This window comes from Sphingopyxis sp., assembly GCF_035565275.1.
GTDB lineage: Bacteria > Pseudomonadota > Alphaproteobacteria > Sphingomonadales > Sphingomonadaceae > Sphingopyxis.
In genome coordinates this window covers 13,063-29,036 of the sequence record NZ_DATMST010000078.1, presented here as the reverse complement: position 1 = coordinate 29,036, position 15,974 = coordinate 13,063, and the positions used below count along the sequence as shown (strand labels likewise).

The window sequence follows — 15,974 nt, the reverse complement described above, 5'->3', positions numbered from 1 at the left end:
TGCCAGTCGGGGTCGGCCATGATCGCCTGCCGCCCGACTTCGTGAAACGCGATATTCTGCGCCGAATGGCGTGCCGCGCTCGCGATGACCAATGCGGATTGGAGGCGCTCGGGATAGGTCGCGGCCCAGGCGAGCGTCTGCATCCCGCCCATCGAGCCGCCGACGACCGCGTGCAGGCGCGCGATGCCGAGATGGTCGAGCAGCATCGCCTGCGCGCGTACCATGTCGGTGATGGTGATGACGGGAAAAGCCATGCCGAGCGGTGCGCCGGTCGACGTGTCGGGCGAGGCGGGGCCGCTCGATCCCATGCAGCTGCCGAGGACATTGGCGCAGATGACGTGGAACCGGTCGGTATCGATCGGCTTGCCGGGGCCGACCATGCGCGCCCACCAGCCGGGTTTGCCGGTCGCGGGATGGTCGCTCGCGACATATTGATCGCCGGTCAGCGCGTGGCAGATCAGCACGGCGTTCGACTTGTCCGCAGCGAGCGTGCCATAGCTTTGATAGGCGATCGTCACCGACGGCAGCACGTGGCCGCTGTCAAGCGGCAGCGGCGTGGCGATCGTCACGCTATGATGCTGAATCTGGTGGAGCAGGCTCGCCATGGTTCGCGCGGGGCTAAGCGGGTGCGCGAGGCGTGTCAACGTGCTGGACTCGCGACGCATAGCCGTTAAACGGCGCGGCATGACCGATGCGACCCAGACCCTTACGCCCAAGCCGTGGATCAGCGGCATCGCCCCCTATGTTCCGGGCAAGTCGGCTGGCGCCGACGGCCGTCCGCTGATCAAGCTCAGCGCGAACGAGAATCCGCTCGGCACCGGCGAAAAGGCGCGCGAGGCGTTTCGTGCCGCGCAGGGCGCGGCCGATGCGCTCTCGCGCTATCCCGATCCGGGCTCGGTGACCTTGCGCGAAACGATCGCGGCGAAATTCGGGCTCGATCCGGCGCGGATCATCTGCGGCAACGGGTCGGACGAACTGCTGCACCTCGCGGCGGGGACCTATGCCGGCATCGGCGACGAGATTCTTTACGTTCGTTACGGTTTCGCGGTCTATGAGATCGCCGCGCGGCGCGTGGGCGCGGTGCCGGTCGAGGCCGATGACAAGGATTATGCAACCGACGTCGACGCGCTGCTCGCGGCGGTGACCGAGCGAACGCGCGTCGTCTATCTCGCCAACCCGAACAACCCGACGGGCACGCTCGCGACAAGGGAAGAGGTGGCACGGCTCTATGCCGGCCTCGCGAAGGACGTTCTCTTCGTGATCGATCAGGCCTATTCCGAATATCTGTCGGACGCCGAAGATGATGGCGGGCTCGAGCTGGCGAAGACGCAGCCGAACGTGTTCATCACGCGAACCTTTTCGAAAATCCACGGGCTTGCCGCCGAACGCATCGGCTGGGGCTACGCCTCCGCCGAGGTGATTTCGGCGCTGCATCGCATCCGGCTGCCGTTCAATGTCACGCGCGCGGGACAGGCCGCGGCGGTCGCGGCGCTTGGCGACGACGACTTCGTCAACCACAGCCGCGAGCATAATGCCGAATGGCGCGCATGGCTGGCGGGGGAACTCGAAAGTCTGGGCAACCATGGCGTTCGTGTCGTGCCGTCGGCGTGCAATTTTCTGCTCGTGCTGTTCGAAGGCGATGTGAGCGCCGAGACGGTCTACAACCGCCTGATGGACGCAGGCTACATCGTGCGCTGGCTGCCGGGACAGGGCCTGCCCAATGCGCTGCGCATGACGATCGGTACCGCGGACGAGACGCGCGGGCTCGCGGCGGCGATCCGCGCCGCATTGAACGGTTGATGCCCGTGGCGTCCGGCGTCGAGCGCGTCACGATCGTCGGACTCGGCCTGATCGGCTCGTCGATCGCGCGTGCGGTGAAGGAACGGCTGCCGCAGGCGATGGTGACCGGCCATGACGCCGACGCCGACGTCCGCGCGACCGCACGCGAACTCGGGTTTTGCGACGCGATTATCGACAGCGCGGCGGCGGCGGTGGCCGACGCCGAGCTCGTCATTCTGGCGGTGCCGGTAGGGCGTATGGCCGATGCGGCGGCGGCGATCGCGCCGGGGCTGAAGGCGGATGCGATCATTTCGGACGTGGGCTCGTCGAAGGCCGGCGTCGCCGATGCATTGGCGAAGGCCTTGCCCGGTCATGTCGTGATTCCCGCGCACCCCGTCGCGGGGACGGAGAATAGCGGTCCCGCCGCAGGCTTTGCGACCCTGTTCGAAGGGCGCTGGTGCATCGTAACCCCGGGTGCCGGCGCGCCCGCGGAGGCGGTGGCGTTGCTGTCGGGATTCTGGCAGGCGCTCGGCGCCAAGGTCGAAACGATGGACGCGGCGCACCACGACATGGTGCTCGCGTTGACGAGCCATCTGCCGCACCTCATCGCCTATACGATCGTCGGTACCGCGAGCGAACTCGAAGAGGTCACCGAGAGCGAAGTGATCAAATATTCGGCGGGGGGGTTCCGCGACTTCACGCGCATCGCGGCGAGCGACCCGGTGATGTGGCGCGACGTCTTCCTTGCCAACAGGGACGCGGTGCTCGCGACCTTGCAGCGCTTCAACGAGGATCTGACCGTGCTCCAGCAGGCGATCCGCCGCGGCGACGGCGACAAGCTCGAAGACTGGTTCACGCGCACGCGTGCGATCCGCCGGTCGATCATCGAACAGGGGCAGGATGATGCGGCGCCCGACTTCGGACGCAAGCATTAGGCTGTCGTTTTGCTCGCCAGTAACGCCTCGGGCGGGTTCAGCGCATTGATCGCGCGCCAGACGCGCTCTTCGGCTTCCTCGCGCGGCAGGCCGGCGGGGATCGTCTCGCCGACCCTGTAGGTGATCGTTCCGGGCCATTTGACCCAGCGCCGCGGCGGATAGGCGAGGCCGCTGTTCACCGCGACCGGGATTACCGGCACCCCGAGCAGGCGATAGATACCCGCGAAGCCCGACCGGAGCGGCGGCGCCATCCCGTGCGGAATGCGCGTGCCTTCGGCGAACAGCACCAGCGGGCGATCCTTGGCGAGCGCGGCCTTCGCGGCATTCAGCATCGCGCGCATCGCCTTGCCGCCGCCGTCGCGGTCGACGGGCACGAGCCCGTAGAAGCGCGCGGCCTGTCCCCATACCGGGATGTTGAAGAGCTGTTCCTTCGCAAAGACGGCCGGATGCTTGAAAAGCCCCGGCTGTTCGATGGTCTCGAACGCGCCCTCATGCTTGAAGACGTAGAGTACGGGAATATCGGGCATTTCGCCCTCGACGACAATCTTCTGACCGAGCACGAAGCGGCAGATCAGCCGGTGGAATAGCGCCCAGATACGGACGAAGAAGATCGTCCCGTGGTGCGAGACCGGAAGCGAGATCACCGCGCCGATCGACGAGATGCTGCTCATGATGAAGAACAGGATCCAGAACAGGATCGAGCGGAAGAGGGCGATGGTGTAGCGCATCGGCGCCCGCTTTAGAGCCCGAGGACGCCGCCCGCCAGCCCCGCGAGATATTTATGATATTCGCGGAACAGGGTCGCGAAACCGGGCTGGCTGCGCACCGCATCGGGCAGGATCGTCACCTTGTCGCCGATCGCGCGGCCGATTTCATATTCGGCCCGGCGCATGTGCCAGTCGGTGGTGATCAGACGGATACTCTTGTAGCCTCGCCGCTCTACCCACGTCGCAACCTCGGTTGCGTTCGAACGCGTATCCTCGGCCTCGAACCCCAGCGCGATGCAGCAATCGAACAGGTCGAGCGGGCGCCCGTATTCGGCGGCGAGTTCGCGGGGTTTGACCTGGCGCGCGACGCCGCTGATGAGCAGGCGCTTGGCGTCGCCCGCCTCGAGCCGTTCGAGCGCGCGGTCGATGCGCCCGGGGCCGCCGGTCAGCACGACGATCGCGTCGGTCTTTTGGGCGTCGGCGGGAAGCGGCAACAGCAGCGCGAACCAGGCAAAGCCCAGCACCCACGCGAGGAATAATAGCGAAATCAGGCGCTTGATCATAAAATCTTCTTGAGCGCGGCGAGCAGCGTCTGCCTCGCCGTCAGGGCTGCGAGCGCGATAGCCAATAGCGGTAGCGCCAGCAAGAGCACCCAGCCCGCCGGGCCGAGCGAAGCAGTCGCCGCAAGCCCCGACGTGACCCCCGCCCATTGCCAGCCGATCAGCAGCAGGATCGCGGCGGCGACAAGGCTGCCGAGCGCAATGCCATAAGCAGTGTCGATCGCGATGCGGCGCTGGAACAGGCGCGTGATCTGGCGGTCGGTCGCGCCGATCAGGTGGAGCATCTCGATCGTCGCAAAATGGGTGCCAAGCGCAGCCCGTGCGGTCATGATCACCACGGCGGCGCTCGCCAGCGTCATCAGCAACACCATCGCCCCGGCGACCCACGCGAGCGAGCGGATCAGCCGCGCGACGGGGCCGAGCCATTCGGCATGCGGAATGATCCGCGCGCCGGGCGCCTCGCGCGCGACCAGCGTCCGTAGCGCGCGCATATGGCCGCTGCGGTCCTCGCCGACGAAGTCGATGTCGACCAGCGCGGGAAGGGGAAGCGACTTCAGCACCGCGTCGTCGCCTCCCCCGCTATTCCCTTCGCCGCCGAACCATTGGCCGAGCATCGCCTGTAGTTCTTCCTGCTCGACCGCGCGCGCCGAAAGGACGAAGGGCTGCGCAGCGGCTGCGCGGCGGAGCGCAGCGGCCTGTTCGGCGCGGGTCACCGGGTTCGCGGTGACGATCTGCACCGTCACGCGCCCCGCGATGGCGTCGCCGATTGCATTCGCCGATCGCGCGAGGCCGACGCCGGCAGCGGCGGCGAGCAGCGTCAGCATCATCAGGATCGCGATCACCCACGGCGTCGGGCCCGACAGGCGATGGTCGGGAAGCAGGCGGCGATGCTGGACGGGAACGCGCGGGATAATCATCGCGTCACGCCCGGTTCGGCGGGTAGCGCAGCGCGCCGGTGGGATCGGACAGGCGCCCCTTTTCGAGCCGCATCATCTGTGCATTTTCGATGCGGCTGATCAGGTGGATGTCGTGGGTCGCGACCACCACGGTGGTGCCAAGGCGATTGAGTGCCTCGAACAGCCCCAGAAGGCGCATCGCCATCTCGGGGTCGACGTTGCCCGTCGGTTCGTCGGCGACGAGCAATTGCGGCCGCGCGATCACCGCGCGCGCGATCGCGACGCGCTGCTGCTCGCCGCCCGACAGCGTGGCGGGCCGTGCTTCGGCGCGATCGCCCAGTCCGATCCAGCTCAGCATTTCGCCGACGGGACCCGACAGATCCTCCTCGCTTACCCCGGCAATGCGCAGCGGCAGTGCGATATTGTCGCGCGCCGACAAATGCGGGATCAGCCGGAAATCCTGAAAGACGACACCGATACGGCGGCGAAAGCCCGGCAGCCGGTGCCGCGGCATCGCGACCAGATCTTCGCCGAACAGGCGCACGATGCCGCGGCTCGGGCGCTGTGCGAGATAGAGCATCCTGAGCAGCGAGGTCTTGCCCGCGCCCGACGCGCCGGTCAGGAAATAGAAGCTGCCGGGTTGCAGGTTGAAGCTGATATCGCTCAAAACTTCGGCGTCAGGGCCGTAGCGGAGGCCGACGCCGTCGAACTCGACCATCGCCCCTCCGGGGCGCGTCGGGGCGGCATCCGTCATGGCGTCACACGTACGCAATCATGCGCCTGCGTCGGGTCAAGGAACAGGGGCGCTGGTCCGCTCATCAGCCTGCCTGTCGCACGGCTGTCCACAGAGGACAAGACGCGAGTAGCCACACGGCGCTTGCAACGCGTGAATCGGCGTGTTTAGAGGGAGGCGATGATCCTTGCCTGCCCGTCCTGTCACACGCGCTATGTCGTCCCCGATACGGCGATCGGACCGACGGGCCGTACCGTGCGCTGCGCCAACTGCCGCCATAGCTGGTTTCAGGAGCCCGCGGCCGCACCGGCAGAGGCCGTAGCGGCGTCCGTTCCGATTGCGTCCCAACCCGCCGCGCCGCCCGCATCGCCGCTCGCTCCCGAAGCGGCGCGGGGACCGACCGCCACTTATTCGGATTTCCCCGAGCCCGAACCGACGCCTGCGCCCCCTCCGCCGCGCTTTGCCACCGAACCGGCCCCGCGCGCCACGCCCGTGATCGACGAAGCGCCGCTGCCGTTCCGCCGTCCGCGACGCAATCCGGCGAAGCGCTGGACGATCGTCGCTGCGGGCGCCGCGGCGCTGATGGTCGCCGCCACCGCGGGCCTCGTATATTTCGGCCTGCCGGGCTGGGCGCAGGGGCTGGGATTGCCCGGCAGCGTCGACGAGCCCGATCTGGTCATCGAACTGCCGCCGAACCAGGATCATCGCGAGCTTGCCGACGGCACGATCTATTTCGCCGCGTCGGGGGTGATCATCAATCCGACCGACCGCGAACAGCGCGTGCCGCCGATCCTCGCCGAACTGCGCGATGCGCAGGGCACGATCGTCTATAGCTGGACGATCAAGCCGCCGGTGCGGATGCTGCCGCCCAACGAGAAGGTCAATTTCAGCGAGGCGAAGCTCGACATTCCGCGTCGCGCGACGCAGCTGACGGTCAGCTGGGCGTTGCCAAAGGGATGAAATCTCCGTGTGTTACGGTGGCGTCACGGCGTCACAGGCAAAGCGCCGCCGCAAGCGAAAGCAGGAAACTGGTGAGCGTCGCGACGATGATTGGCGCGAAGCTTCGCCACCCCTGATCAAGCAACAGGTGCAGCCGCGCTTTCATCGCGGTGGCGACGATCGCGAGCAGCAACAACGCCTGCGCTCCGGTCGCCGCCGCATCGCGGGCGACGCCGGGGATCGCGACGAGCGAGTTGATCGCGGCGACGGCGAGGAAGCCGAGGATGAACCAGGGCAGGCGCAGCGGAATACGCGTTCTCGCGTCGCTCTTGTCGCTCTGTCCGATCCAGAGCGCGACGAGCATCAGCATCGGCGCGAGCAGCGCGACACGCGCCAGCTTGACGATCGTCGCAACCTCGCCCGCCTGCGGCGAGAAGGAAAAGCCGCCGCCGATCGCCTGCGCGACGTCGTGGATCGATGCGCCGATCAGGAAGCCCGCCTGCGCGTCGGTCAGCCCCAGCTCGGCCGCGAGCACCGGATAGAGCGTCATCGCGAGCGCGCTGGCGACGGTGATGCCGACTAGCGTCAGCGTGAAGCGTGCCTGATCGACGCGCCTGTCGCCGATCAGCGAATAAAGTGCGAGCGCCGCCGACGCGCCGCAGATCGCGGTGGCACCGCCCGCAAGCAGCGCGGCGTGACGGTCCTGCGCGAACAGGCGCGCGCTCGCGACCGTCACGACGATCACCGCGAGCATGATGAGCACGAGCAGGGCGAAGGGCAGCGGGCCGAGGTCGACGAGCTGCACCGCGGTAATCCGCGCGCCGACGAGCACGATTCCGACGCGCAGCGCGGTTTGCGACATCAGGTCGAGCCCGGCATGGGTGCGCTCGTCCTGCGACAGAAAGCTGAGCGCGAGCCCGATGAGCAGCCCCATCAGCACGATCGGCGCAGCATAATGGTCGGCGAGCCAGGCGGCGGCGAGCGACGCGATGCCGGTGACGAGGATGCCAGGGAGATAATCGCGCCAGCGACGGCGGGCAGGCGGGTTCGCCTCCAGCAGCATCTCGCCGTAGAGGTCGGCCGCCATCGGCCAATGGTCTTCGGACGCTTTCACCAACGCTTTCGTGCCCCCTTGCGCGGTCCCGCTTGGCATATCCGCGGCGAGCGGTCGATAGGCCATTGCTGGCGCCACCCGGACTTGCTAGAGGCCCCGCTCTATCAGCACCCGTAGCTCAGCTGGATAGAGCGCTGCCCTCCGAAGGCAGAGGCCAGGGGTTCGAATCCCTTCGGGTGCGCCAATTAATAGACAAACATAGTTTTTCTATCGGCAGGGATAATGGCGGAGGCGAACGGTGCGTCGCCAGCGCGCGTTCTGGGGTAGCTTAACGCTTGAAAGACCGCCTCGATATTGTGGCCATCAGGATCGCGCACGAAGGCAGCATAGTAGCCCGGATGATAATGCGGCCTGTAGCCCGGTGCGCCATTGTCGGAGCCGCCGGCAGCCAGCGCGTCGGCAATTATTGACGTGGAATGTTTCGAGTTCCTCGCCCGTGACCGCCGAAACCGATTTCGGCAATTCCTTGATGCGGGCAGCGGTTGCAGTGATCGCATCGACGAGCTCGGCATCGCCGACGGTCTCCTCGCGTTTTTCCGAGATATGGGCCGACCGGAAGGGCTGCGGCTGTGCGCGCGGCTCCTCGCCGGGCGCCACCGGTGTTTTTGCGATCGAGGGGCCGGCGAGCGCCGCGCGGAGGCGGGCGTTTTCTTCTTCGAGAAGACGGTTCCTTTCCTTCAGTTCTTCGACGGATTGCGCCTGGGCCGGCGCGGCGGCGACTATCGACGCCAGCAAGCAGAAGCGCTGCAATATGCCCGCGCCGACTGCTGCCGGATGCGGGCCCGCAGACGCGGTCCCCGCGAACCGATGTTCGGATGGTCATGGATATTCCCTGTTGTGCGAGGGTGGGAGAGAACAGCATGCGCGCCGCCTCGCGACCCGGAACGGCGTGCTTGATCGGTCGCGCAACCTGGCGCGGACATTGAAACGAGACTGGCCGATTTCCGGAGGCGAGCGAGCTTGCGCGGGGCAATCTGCGTTTCAAACCCGCGGGACACAGACTCCGCAGGTTTCGCGGGCGTCCGATCCGGTAAATTCAACTTATTGGTCGAGTTTTCTTGTCAAGCGAATACCGGGATCCCGGGAATTAAGCGTCAGTGAACGGAAATAGCTAATAGCCGTGGATTTTTGCCCGGCCGGCCTCGAGCCGATGGCAGGTTCCGGTTCCGATAATTTTTCTTTCGCGCCGTCAAGAAAGTGTGGCACGACATATCTCAATCAAATAAGTAGATAAAGTGCAGATCCTTGGATCTCGCGGCTTTTGATAGCTGTCAGCTTGCTCCGCGTCACCAACGGCTAAAGCGCACGAAGACTGGCCGCAAGTCGGATTCGTGCTTCTGAGAAGGAGATACGAGATGAGAGTCCGACCGCAGTTTCCCCCGCGCCATCATCTGTTGGCGCCGCCGCCGCTGCCGCACCCATCATGGTCGCCTCCCCGCGACGGACGCCGCGTCAGCGCGCAGGAGTTCTGGCAGCGGCTTGGCCTGTGATCGAAGCCGTCGATGCCGAGCAGACCGAACTGACCGATGGGGTCGCGGCGATTGCGGCGGAACTCGCGGTCATGCGGCGCGAGTGGCGCAACGCTCATGGGCATAAGGCCGAATATGGCAGCGAGGGTTTTCCGTCGCGCGGCGACCTCGGCAAGATTGTCGGCGCGCTTTGCGGGGCGCTCTATCCGCTGCGGCTCGGCCCCGATTTCGTGCGGCCGCATAACGAGCATGTCTTTGTCGAGCAGACGCTGCAGACAACGCTCGCGCGACTGTACGGGCAGATTCGGCTCGAACTCATCTATGCGATGGCCGACGAGACGATCCACGCCGTCGATACGCGCGCGGCAGAAATCGTCAGCAATTTTACACGGCGACTGCCGGCGCTTCGCCGCCTGCTCGATACCGATGTCGAGGCGGCGTGGCGCGGCGATCCCGCGGCGCGCAGCGTCGACGAGGTGCTGATCTGTTACCCCTCGATGCTCGCGATCATCCACCACCGGCTCGCGCATCAACTCCATATCGACGGCGCGCCGCTGGTCGCGCGGATCGTCGCCGAGGCGGCGCATGACAAGACGGGGATCGACATTCATCCCGGCGCGCAGATCGGCGACAGCTTCTTCATCGACCATGGTACCGGCGTCGTTATCGGCGAGACTGCGATCCTCGGGCGCAACGTCCGGCTGTATCAGGGCGTGACGCTCGGGGCGCGCAGCTTCACCGCCGACGACGCAGGTGTGATGGTGCGCAACATCCCGCGGCACCCGATCGTCGAGGACGATGTCGTGATCTATGCCGGGGCGACGATCCTTGGTCGCGTCACGATCGGGGCGGGGTCCGAAATCGGCGGCAATGTCTGGCTGACGCATGACGTCCCATCAAAGAGCCGCGTGATTCAGGCGCGCGAGCAGAACAGCATAAGCGGCGCGTAAACGGCCCACGCGGCGTTCTGCCCGCTTGAGCGGGAGGCGCGAAGCGGCCGGAACAGGACATACGCTCCTCCTTGCCGACCACGGCCGACGAGCTTCCCCCGGAGAATGACATGACCCGACATTGGAAAGCCGCGCTGCTCGTCGGCGCTTTGCTGACTGCCCCGACCGTGACGCACGCCGAGGGCGGCGATGACGCGGGGGCGGCAATTCACGAGCGTGTGCTTGTCCTCGACAGCCATGCCGATGTGCTGCTGCCCTCGACCCCGAAGCGCTATTATCTGGATGGCCGGGAGTCGCGGGTCGACCTGCCGCACCTGTCGAAGGGTGGCGTCGATGCGATCGTGCTCGCGGTTGCCGTCGGGCCGGGGCCGCGCGATGCGGCTGGCGTTGCGGCGGCACGGCGCGAGGCCGACGAAAAGCTGGCGCGGATCAAGGCGTTTGCCGCCGCAGACACGTCGCGCGTCGGAATTGCGCTTGGCGCCGCCGATGTCGAGCGGTTGAACCGCGAGGGAAAAATCGCTGTGCTTGTTGCGTTCCAGAATGCGCGCTCGATCGGCAAAGACCTCACACAGATCGATCGGCTCTATGGCGAGGGCGTGCGTGTCTTTGCGTTCGATCACGCCGGCCACAATGATTTTGCAGACTCGTCGCGCCCCCAGCCCGGCGAGCCCGTCACCGAGCATCGCGGCCTGTCGCCGCTCGGCAAGCACGCAATCACGAAGCTCAACGATCTCGGCGTGCTGATCGACGTGTCGCAGCTATCGACCGACGCGCTGCTCCAGACCCTCGCGCTCAGCCGCGCCCCCGTCGCGGCGACCCATTCGGCGGCGCGCGCGCTTGTCGACAATGGACGCAACCTTAGCGACGCTGAACTCGACGCGATCAAGGCGAAGGGCGGGGTGGTCCAGATAACGCCCTTCACCTCCTATCTGACGTTGCCCGACCAGGCGAGCCGCGACCGCTTCGCCGCAATCCGGGCGAGCTATGGACTTGCGGCGGACTATGCCTCGACCTACGACGGCAGCGAGGCGCTGCCCGAGGCGCGGCGCAGCGCCTACCTAGATGAGATTTCGGCGGCGCGCACAAAGGCGAGCCTGTCTGATTTCGTCGATCATATCGATTATATCGCAAAGCGGATCGGGTGGCAGCATGTCGGGATCGGCAGTGATTTCGACCATGGCGCCGGCGTGACCGGCTTCGACAGCGCCGCCGATGCCCCCAATGTCACGCGCGAATTGCTGCGCCGCGGTTACAGCGAGGAACAGGTCGCCGCGATCTGGGGCGGCAACTTCCTCCGCGTGCTTCGCGCCGCGGAAGATGCGAAAGCGGTGAAAGGCGAGAAACTCAAGTCGATCAGTTGAGATGATAGTTTTTCTTCCGTTTCAATAAGAAATCTTCGGCAGCGCGGCCCGCGCGCGTGCTGCAAGACCATCCACGGCCCCTCTACCGCATCCCCCGGCGACCGGCTGTCTCCATCCTCACACCATCGATCGTGCGGAAAATTCTGCGCGCCGCAGGAGAACATCCATGTCGCTCAAGCTCTTCGATATCGTCCCCGACTTCGCGCAGGAAGCGACCGAGGGCCGGTTGAACTTCTACGATTGGGCCGGCGACGACTGGGTCGTGCTCTTTTCGCATCCCAAGGATTTCACCCCGGTCTGTACCACCGAACTCGGCACCGTCGCGCGGCTGAAGCCCGAGTTCGAGAAGCGCGGGGTCAAGGTCGTCGGCCTGTCGGTCGATCCGGTTGAAAGCCATCATGCCTGGGCAGGCGATATTGCCGAGACGCAGGGGACGGCGCTCAATTTCCCGTTGATCGCCGACGATGACCGCAGCGTTTCGAACCTGCTCGACCTCATTCACCCCAATGCGTCGGATACGAATACGGTGCGTACCGTGCTCGTCATTGACGATGCGAAGAAGCTTCGTCTGACGCTGACCTATCCGGCCTCGACCGGGCGCAATTTTGCTGAACTGCTGCGCACGATCGACAGCCTGCAGCTTACGGACAAGCACAAGGTCGCGACCCCTGCCGACTGGCAGCAGGGCGGCGACGTGATCATCGTTCCGTCGCTCGATGACAAAGCGGCGCGCGAACTCTTCCCCGACGGCTGGACCACGGTGAAGCCTTATCTGCGCACTGTGCAGCAACCGCGCTGACCCGGCCGTCAAACGATTAACCGACCATATCCAAGGAGGACTCCCCCAATGACAAATACTTATCTCGCCGCCGCGAGCCTGCTCGCGATCGCGCTGGCTGCCGCACCCGTCCAGGCGCAGGAAGCGGCTGACGCCGATGTTGCGAGCAGCGACGGCGACGAGATCATCGTGACGGGCACGCGTGCTGCCGGACGCTCGCGCCTCGACTCGCCCGCGCCGGTCGACGTGCTCGGCGGTGAGACGTTACGGCGTCAGGGCTCGACCGAACTGGGGCAGGCGCTCGCGACGGTCGCGCCGTCGATCGACTTCAAACGCTCGTCGGCGGTCGACGGCACCGACGCGATCCGCCCTGCGACGCTGCGCGGTCTCTCGCCCGACCAGACGCTCGTGCTGATCAACGGCGTCCGCGGCCACACGTCTGCGCTTCTCAACGTCAATGGCAGCGTCGGGCGGGGCGCCGCATCGGTCGACCTCAACACCATCCCGACCGTCGCGCTCGACCGGATCGAGGTGCTGCGCGACGGCGCTGCGGCGCAATATGGTTCGGATGCGATTGCAGGCGTCATCAACCTGCGGCTCCGCGAAGCGCGTGAAGGCGGCGGCGTGTCGGCGACCTATGGATTTTACGCGACCGACATCGACACCGCGCGCGGCAGCCGTAGCAAGACCGGCGAGCCTGTGCTTACGGTTTCAGGCTGGCAGGGAATTGGCTTCGGTAACGACGGCTTCCTCACCATCTCGGGCGAATATGTCGACCGCAAGCCGACCAACCGCGGCGATTTCGATCCGCGCGTCACTCCGAACCGCGTCACCAGCCGCTTCGGCGATCCCGAAGTCGAGCAGGCGACCGTCTTCGCCAATGCGGGCGTCAATGTCACCGAGGCGCTCCAGCTTTACGGTTGGGTCGGCTATCAGGACCGCGACAGCAAGAGCGCGGCTTTCCCGCGCATCCCGTCGGTCGTCGGCGCCGCTTATACCGTCGGTGGCATCTGGCCCGACGGCTTTCTGCCGCTGATCAACACCAAGTCGCGCAACCTGACGAGCGCGGTCGGGCTACGCGGCGATGTCGGCGAATGGAATGTCGACCTGAACCTCAGCTACGGCCGCAACCGCATCGCCTTCCGCACGCTTGATACGGCGAATTACAGCCTCGGCAACAATTCGCCGACCGAATTTTACGACGGCGCGGTCACTTACGATCAATGGATCGGCGGCCTTGATGTCTCGCGCAAGTTCGACGTCTTTCAATCGCTCAACCTGGCGTTCGGTGCCGAATGGCGCCGCGAAGGATACAAGATCGCGCCCGGTGAGGCTGAATCGTATCAGAATGGCGGAGCACAGGGCTTTCCCGGCTTTTCGCCGCTCAACACCGTCGATGCGCATCGCCGCAACCTCAGCGCTTATATCGACGTCGAAGCCGAGCTAACGTCGCGCTTCCTCGTCGCAGTGGCAGGCCGGGTCGAGGATTATTCGGACTTCGGATCGACGGCGAATGGCAAGGTCTCGGCGCGCTTCGACGCGACCGACTGGCTCGCGCTGCGCGGCACCGCCTCAACGGGCTTTCGCGCGCCGTCGCTGCAACAGCAATATTATACCTCGATCACTTCGGTGGTCGACAGCGGCAATGTGCTGCTCACCGGCCACTATCCCTCGATCGACCCCGTCGCTGTCGCGCTTGGCGGCCTGCCGCTTGAGCCCGAGAAGTCGACCAACTTCTCGCTCGGTGGCGTGATCCACAGCGGTGCGTTCAGCCTGACGGTCGATGCCTATCAGATCAAGATCCGCAACCAGATTGCGCTATCGGAAAACATTCGCGGTACGGGCGTGCCGGGCGATCCGATCAACGCGATCCTCGATCCGCGCGAGGTTCAGGCGGCGCGTTTCTTCATCAACGGCGTGCGTTCGAAGACGCAGGGCATCGACATCGTCGCCGCTTACAAAGCGCGGACCGCGAATCTCGGGACCTTCGATTTCACCGTCGCGGCGAATTTCAACGACGTCGATGTGACGCGCGTGCCGACCTCGACAGCTACGCTCAATCCCGCGCCGACCCTGCTCGGCCGTGCGCGTATCCTGACGCTCGAGGAGGGGACGCCGCGCGAGAAGGTGTCGGGCGCGGTCGACTGGGCGGGCGATGCGCTGGGCGCGACCTTACGCGCTACCTATTATGGCAGCGTCAACCAGCCGGGCAGCGCCGCGAACGGCTCGGCCGACATATTGACCGGCAAGCATGTCATCACCGATCTCGAACTGCGCTATGCACCCGCCAAGGGTGCGCAGGTCGCGCTCGGGGCGAGCAATCTCTTCGATGTCTATCCCGACGCAACGCCCGCCGGGCTCAACTCGACCGGGGTCATCGGCTTTCCCTATTATTCGCCCTTCGGTTTCAACGGGCGCTACCTCTATGCCCGCATCGGACTCACCTGGTGAGCGCTGCGCCCAGAGTTCGCTTTCCGTCTTTCGGCGCGCAGGTCCTGATCGGCCTCGCGCTGGGTGTCGGGCTTGGCTTCTGGGCGCGCAATCTCGGCGAGGCGAGCGCGCTCGCCGAAGCATTGCAGACGGTCGGCTCGATCTTCGTGCAATTGCTCCGCGCGCTCGTGCCGCCGTTGGTCTTCGCCGCGATTGTCGCCTCGATCGCGGCGCTCAAGGATCTGCACAACGCGGCGCGCCTCGTTGTGCAGACGCTGCTCTGGTTTGCCGCGACGGCGCTGATTGCGGTCGTCATCGGCATCGCGCTCGGGGTGCTTCTCGAACCCGGGCTTCGGACTGGGGTCGACGCTTCGGCTGCTGCCGCACCATCGACGAGCGGGACGTGGCTCGATTTCCTCAAAGGGCTCGTGCCGGCCAATTTTCTCGGCCTGTCGGCATCGACGAAGCTCGCCGATGGTGTCGCCACGACCGGCCTGTCATTCAACGTGCTGCAGATTATTGTACTGGCCATCGCGGTCGGCACCGCAGCGGTTCGCGTGGGGCCGGCGGGCGAGGCCTTTCTGGGGTTCAACGCATCGCTGCTCGCAATCTTCAAACGAATGCTGCTGTGGGTAATCCGGCTGACCCCGATCGGCACCGCAGCGCTGATCGGCGACGCGATTGCGCGTTACGGCTGGGATGCACTTGGTTCGCTGGGCCAGTTCGCGATTGCAGTCTATGCTGGGCTGATCCTTGTCGTCGCACTCGTTTATCCGTTGCTGCTGTGGGCGAACGGCATTTCCCCGCTGTATTTCTTTCGCGCCGCCTGGCCGGCGATCCAGCTCGGTTTCGTATCACGCTCGTCGATTGGCACGCTGCCGGTGACGCAGGAGGTGGTCGAACGCCGCCTCGGTGTCCCGCCCGCCTATGCAGCCTTTGCGGTACCGCTCGGGGCGACGACGAAGATGGACGGCTGCGCAGCCATCTATCCCGCCATCGCGGCGATCTTCGTCGCGCAATTCTATGGCGTCCGTCTCGGCATCGACGATTGTCTGCTGATCGTCCTCGTTTCGGTCCTCGGCTCGGCGGCCACTGCGGGGCTGACCGGCGCCACGGTGATGCTGACGCTGACTCTTTCGACGCTCGGCTTGCCACTCGAAGGTGTCGGGCTGCTGCTCGCGATCGACCCGATCCTCGATATGGGGCGGACTGCGGTGAATGTCGCGGGGCAGGCGCTCGTGCCGACGGTTGTCGCGAAGCGTGCCGGGTTGTTGCAGGAGGTCGCGAATGAGCGGCGGTCCGGGGAGCCGTTTCTCGCCTGAG

15 protein-coding genes and 1 tRNA gene are annotated in these 15,974 nt (G+C 65.8%); 9 read left to right on the top strand and 7 right to left on the bottom strand.

The annotated features are described in order from the left end of the window. On the bottom strand, positions 1-605 hold a 605-nt coding region (locus VN047_RS06140), incomplete at its 3' end, for a homoserine O-acetyltransferase family protein (RefSeq protein WP_325541093.1). A 79-nt stretch (positions 606-684) separates the two neighbouring features. Between VN047_RS06140 and hisC the strand changes: the two genes are divergently transcribed. Then, positions 685-1,800, top strand: coding sequence for a histidinol-phosphate transaminase (gene hisC, locus VN047_RS06135; RefSeq protein WP_325541091.1), 1,116 nt, complete (start codon positions 685-687; stop codon positions 1,798-1,800). Continuing rightward, the gene (locus VN047_RS06130; protein WP_325541089.1) at positions 1,800-2,714 is read left to right on the top strand and encodes a prephenate/arogenate dehydrogenase family protein; all 915 of its coding nucleotides are present in this window, start codon (positions 1,800-1,802) and stop codon (positions 2,712-2,714) included. Before hisC ends, VN047_RS06130 begins: the two co-directional genes overlap by 1 nt. On the opposite strand, the gene VN047_RS06125 is transcribed toward VN047_RS06130, so the two are convergent. Genes VN047_RS06125 through ftsE form a run of 4 tightly spaced genes read right to left on the bottom strand, consistent with a single transcriptional unit; the run spans position 2,711 to position 5,631 of the window. Next, on the bottom strand, positions 2,711-3,442 hold the full coding sequence (locus tag VN047_RS06125; protein ID WP_325541087.1) for a 1-acyl-sn-glycerol-3-phosphate acyltransferase: 732 nt from the start codon (positions 3,440-3,442) through the stop codon (positions 2,711-2,713). The two genes, VN047_RS06130 and VN047_RS06125, sit on opposite strands and share 4 nt — an antisense overlap. 11 nt (positions 3,443-3,453) lie before the next feature. Next, entirely contained in the window at positions 3,454-3,984 is a 531-nt protein-coding gene (locus VN047_RS06120) for a YdcF family protein (RefSeq protein ID WP_325541085.1), read from the bottom strand. After that, the gene (locus tag VN047_RS06115; RefSeq protein ID WP_325541084.1) at positions 3,981-4,898 is read right to left on the bottom strand and encodes a cell division protein; all 918 of its coding nucleotides are present in this window, start codon (positions 4,896-4,898) and stop codon (positions 3,981-3,983) included. Before VN047_RS06115 ends, VN047_RS06120 begins: the two co-directional genes overlap by 4 nt. A 4-nt stretch (positions 4,899-4,902) precedes the next feature. Then, entirely contained in the window at positions 4,903-5,631 is a 729-nt protein-coding gene (ftsE, locus tag VN047_RS06110; protein WP_325541082.1) for a cell division ATP-binding protein FtsE, read from the bottom strand. Between the two features lie 159 nt (positions 5,632-5,790). Between ftsE and VN047_RS06105 the strand changes: the two genes are divergently transcribed. Next, entirely contained in the window at positions 5,791-6,570 is a 780-nt protein-coding gene (locus VN047_RS06105; RefSeq protein ID WP_325541080.1) for a zinc-ribbon domain-containing protein, read from the top strand. Positions 6,571-6,601: 31 nt separating this feature from the next. On the opposite strand, the gene VN047_RS06100 is transcribed toward VN047_RS06105, so the two are convergent. After that, positions 6,602-7,663 (bottom strand): YeiH family protein, encoded by a 1,062-nt coding sequence (locus VN047_RS06100; protein WP_325541078.1) that lies wholly within the window; start codon positions 7,661-7,663, stop codon positions 6,602-6,604. A gap of 107 nt (positions 7,664-7,770) precedes the next feature. Here VN047_RS06100 and VN047_RS06095 point away from each other — a divergent pair. Further along, positions 7,771-7,847, top strand: a tRNA-Arg gene (locus VN047_RS06095). Positions 7,848-7,966: 119 nt separating this feature from the next. On the opposite strand, the gene VN047_RS06090 is transcribed toward VN047_RS06095, so the two are convergent. Continuing rightward, entirely contained in the window at positions 7,967-8,398 is a 432-nt protein-coding gene (locus VN047_RS06090) for a hypothetical protein (RefSeq protein WP_325541077.1), read from the bottom strand. 751 nt (positions 8,399-9,149) lie between these two features. Here VN047_RS06090 and epsC point away from each other — a divergent pair. From epsC to VN047_RS06065, 5 genes are all read left to right on the top strand, one after another. After that, complete coding sequence (gene epsC / locus VN047_RS06085; protein WP_414712669.1) at positions 9,150-10,082, top strand: serine O-acetyltransferase EpsC; 933 nt, start codon at positions 9,150-9,152, stop codon at positions 10,080-10,082. 110 nt (positions 10,083-10,192) lie between these two features. After that, positions 10,193-11,443 carry a dipeptidase gene (locus VN047_RS06080; RefSeq protein ID WP_325541076.1) on the top strand — a complete coding sequence of 417 codons (1,251 nt, stop codon included), beginning with the start codon at positions 10,193-10,195 and terminating at the stop codon, positions 11,441-11,443. 166 nt (positions 11,444-11,609) lie between these two features. Further along, positions 11,610-12,242 carry a peroxiredoxin gene (locus VN047_RS06075; protein WP_325541075.1) on the top strand — a complete coding sequence of 211 codons (633 nt, stop codon included), beginning with the start codon at positions 11,610-11,612 and terminating at the stop codon, positions 12,240-12,242. Positions 12,243-12,290: 48 nt separating this feature from the next. Next, positions 12,291-14,672 (top strand): TonB-dependent receptor, encoded by a 2,382-nt coding sequence (locus VN047_RS06070; protein ID WP_325541074.1) that lies wholly within the window; start codon positions 12,291-12,293, stop codon positions 14,670-14,672. Beyond that, entirely contained in the window at positions 14,669-15,973 is a 1,305-nt protein-coding gene (locus VN047_RS06065; protein ID WP_325541073.1) for a dicarboxylate/amino acid:cation symporter, read from the top strand. The genes VN047_RS06070 and VN047_RS06065 overlap by 4 nt, the downstream gene beginning before the upstream one ends. Position 15,974 lies beyond the last annotated feature (1 nt).

Bases quoted from the DNA above. Each gene is read 5' to 3' on its own strand.
- hisC (WP_325541091.1), top strand. From the start codon at position 685: ATGACCGATGCGACCCAGACCCTTACGCCCAAGCCGTGGATCAGCGGC.
- VN047_RS06130 (WP_325541089.1), top strand. From the start codon at position 1,800: ATGCCCGTGGCGTCCGGCGTCGAGCGCGTCACGATCGTCGGACTCGGC.
- VN047_RS06125 (WP_325541087.1), bottom strand. From the start codon at position 3,442: ATGCGCTACACCATCGCCCTCTTCCGCTCGATCCTGTTCTGGATCCTG.
- VN047_RS06120 (WP_325541085.1), bottom strand. From the start codon at position 3,984: ATGATCAAGCGCCTGATTTCGCTATTATTCCTCGCGTGGGTGCTGGGC.
- VN047_RS06115 (WP_325541084.1), bottom strand. From the start codon at position 4,898: ATGATTATCCCGCGCGTTCCCGTCCAGCATCGCCGCCTGCTTCCCGAC.
- ftsE (WP_325541082.1), bottom strand. From the start codon at position 5,631: ATGACGGATGCCGCCCCGACGCGCCCCGGAGGGGCGATGGTCGAGTTC.
- VN047_RS06105 (WP_325541080.1), top strand. From the start codon at position 5,791: ATGATCCTTGCCTGCCCGTCCTGTCACACGCGCTATGTCGTCCCCGAT.
- VN047_RS06080 (WP_325541076.1), top strand. From the start codon at position 10,193: ATGACCCGACATTGGAAAGCCGCGCTGCTCGTCGGCGCTTTGCTGACT.
- VN047_RS06075 (WP_325541075.1), top strand. From the start codon at position 11,610: ATGTCGCTCAAGCTCTTCGATATCGTCCCCGACTTCGCGCAGGAAGCG.
- VN047_RS06070 (WP_325541074.1), top strand. From the start codon at position 12,291: ATGACAAATACTTATCTCGCCGCCGCGAGCCTGCTCGCGATCGCGCTG.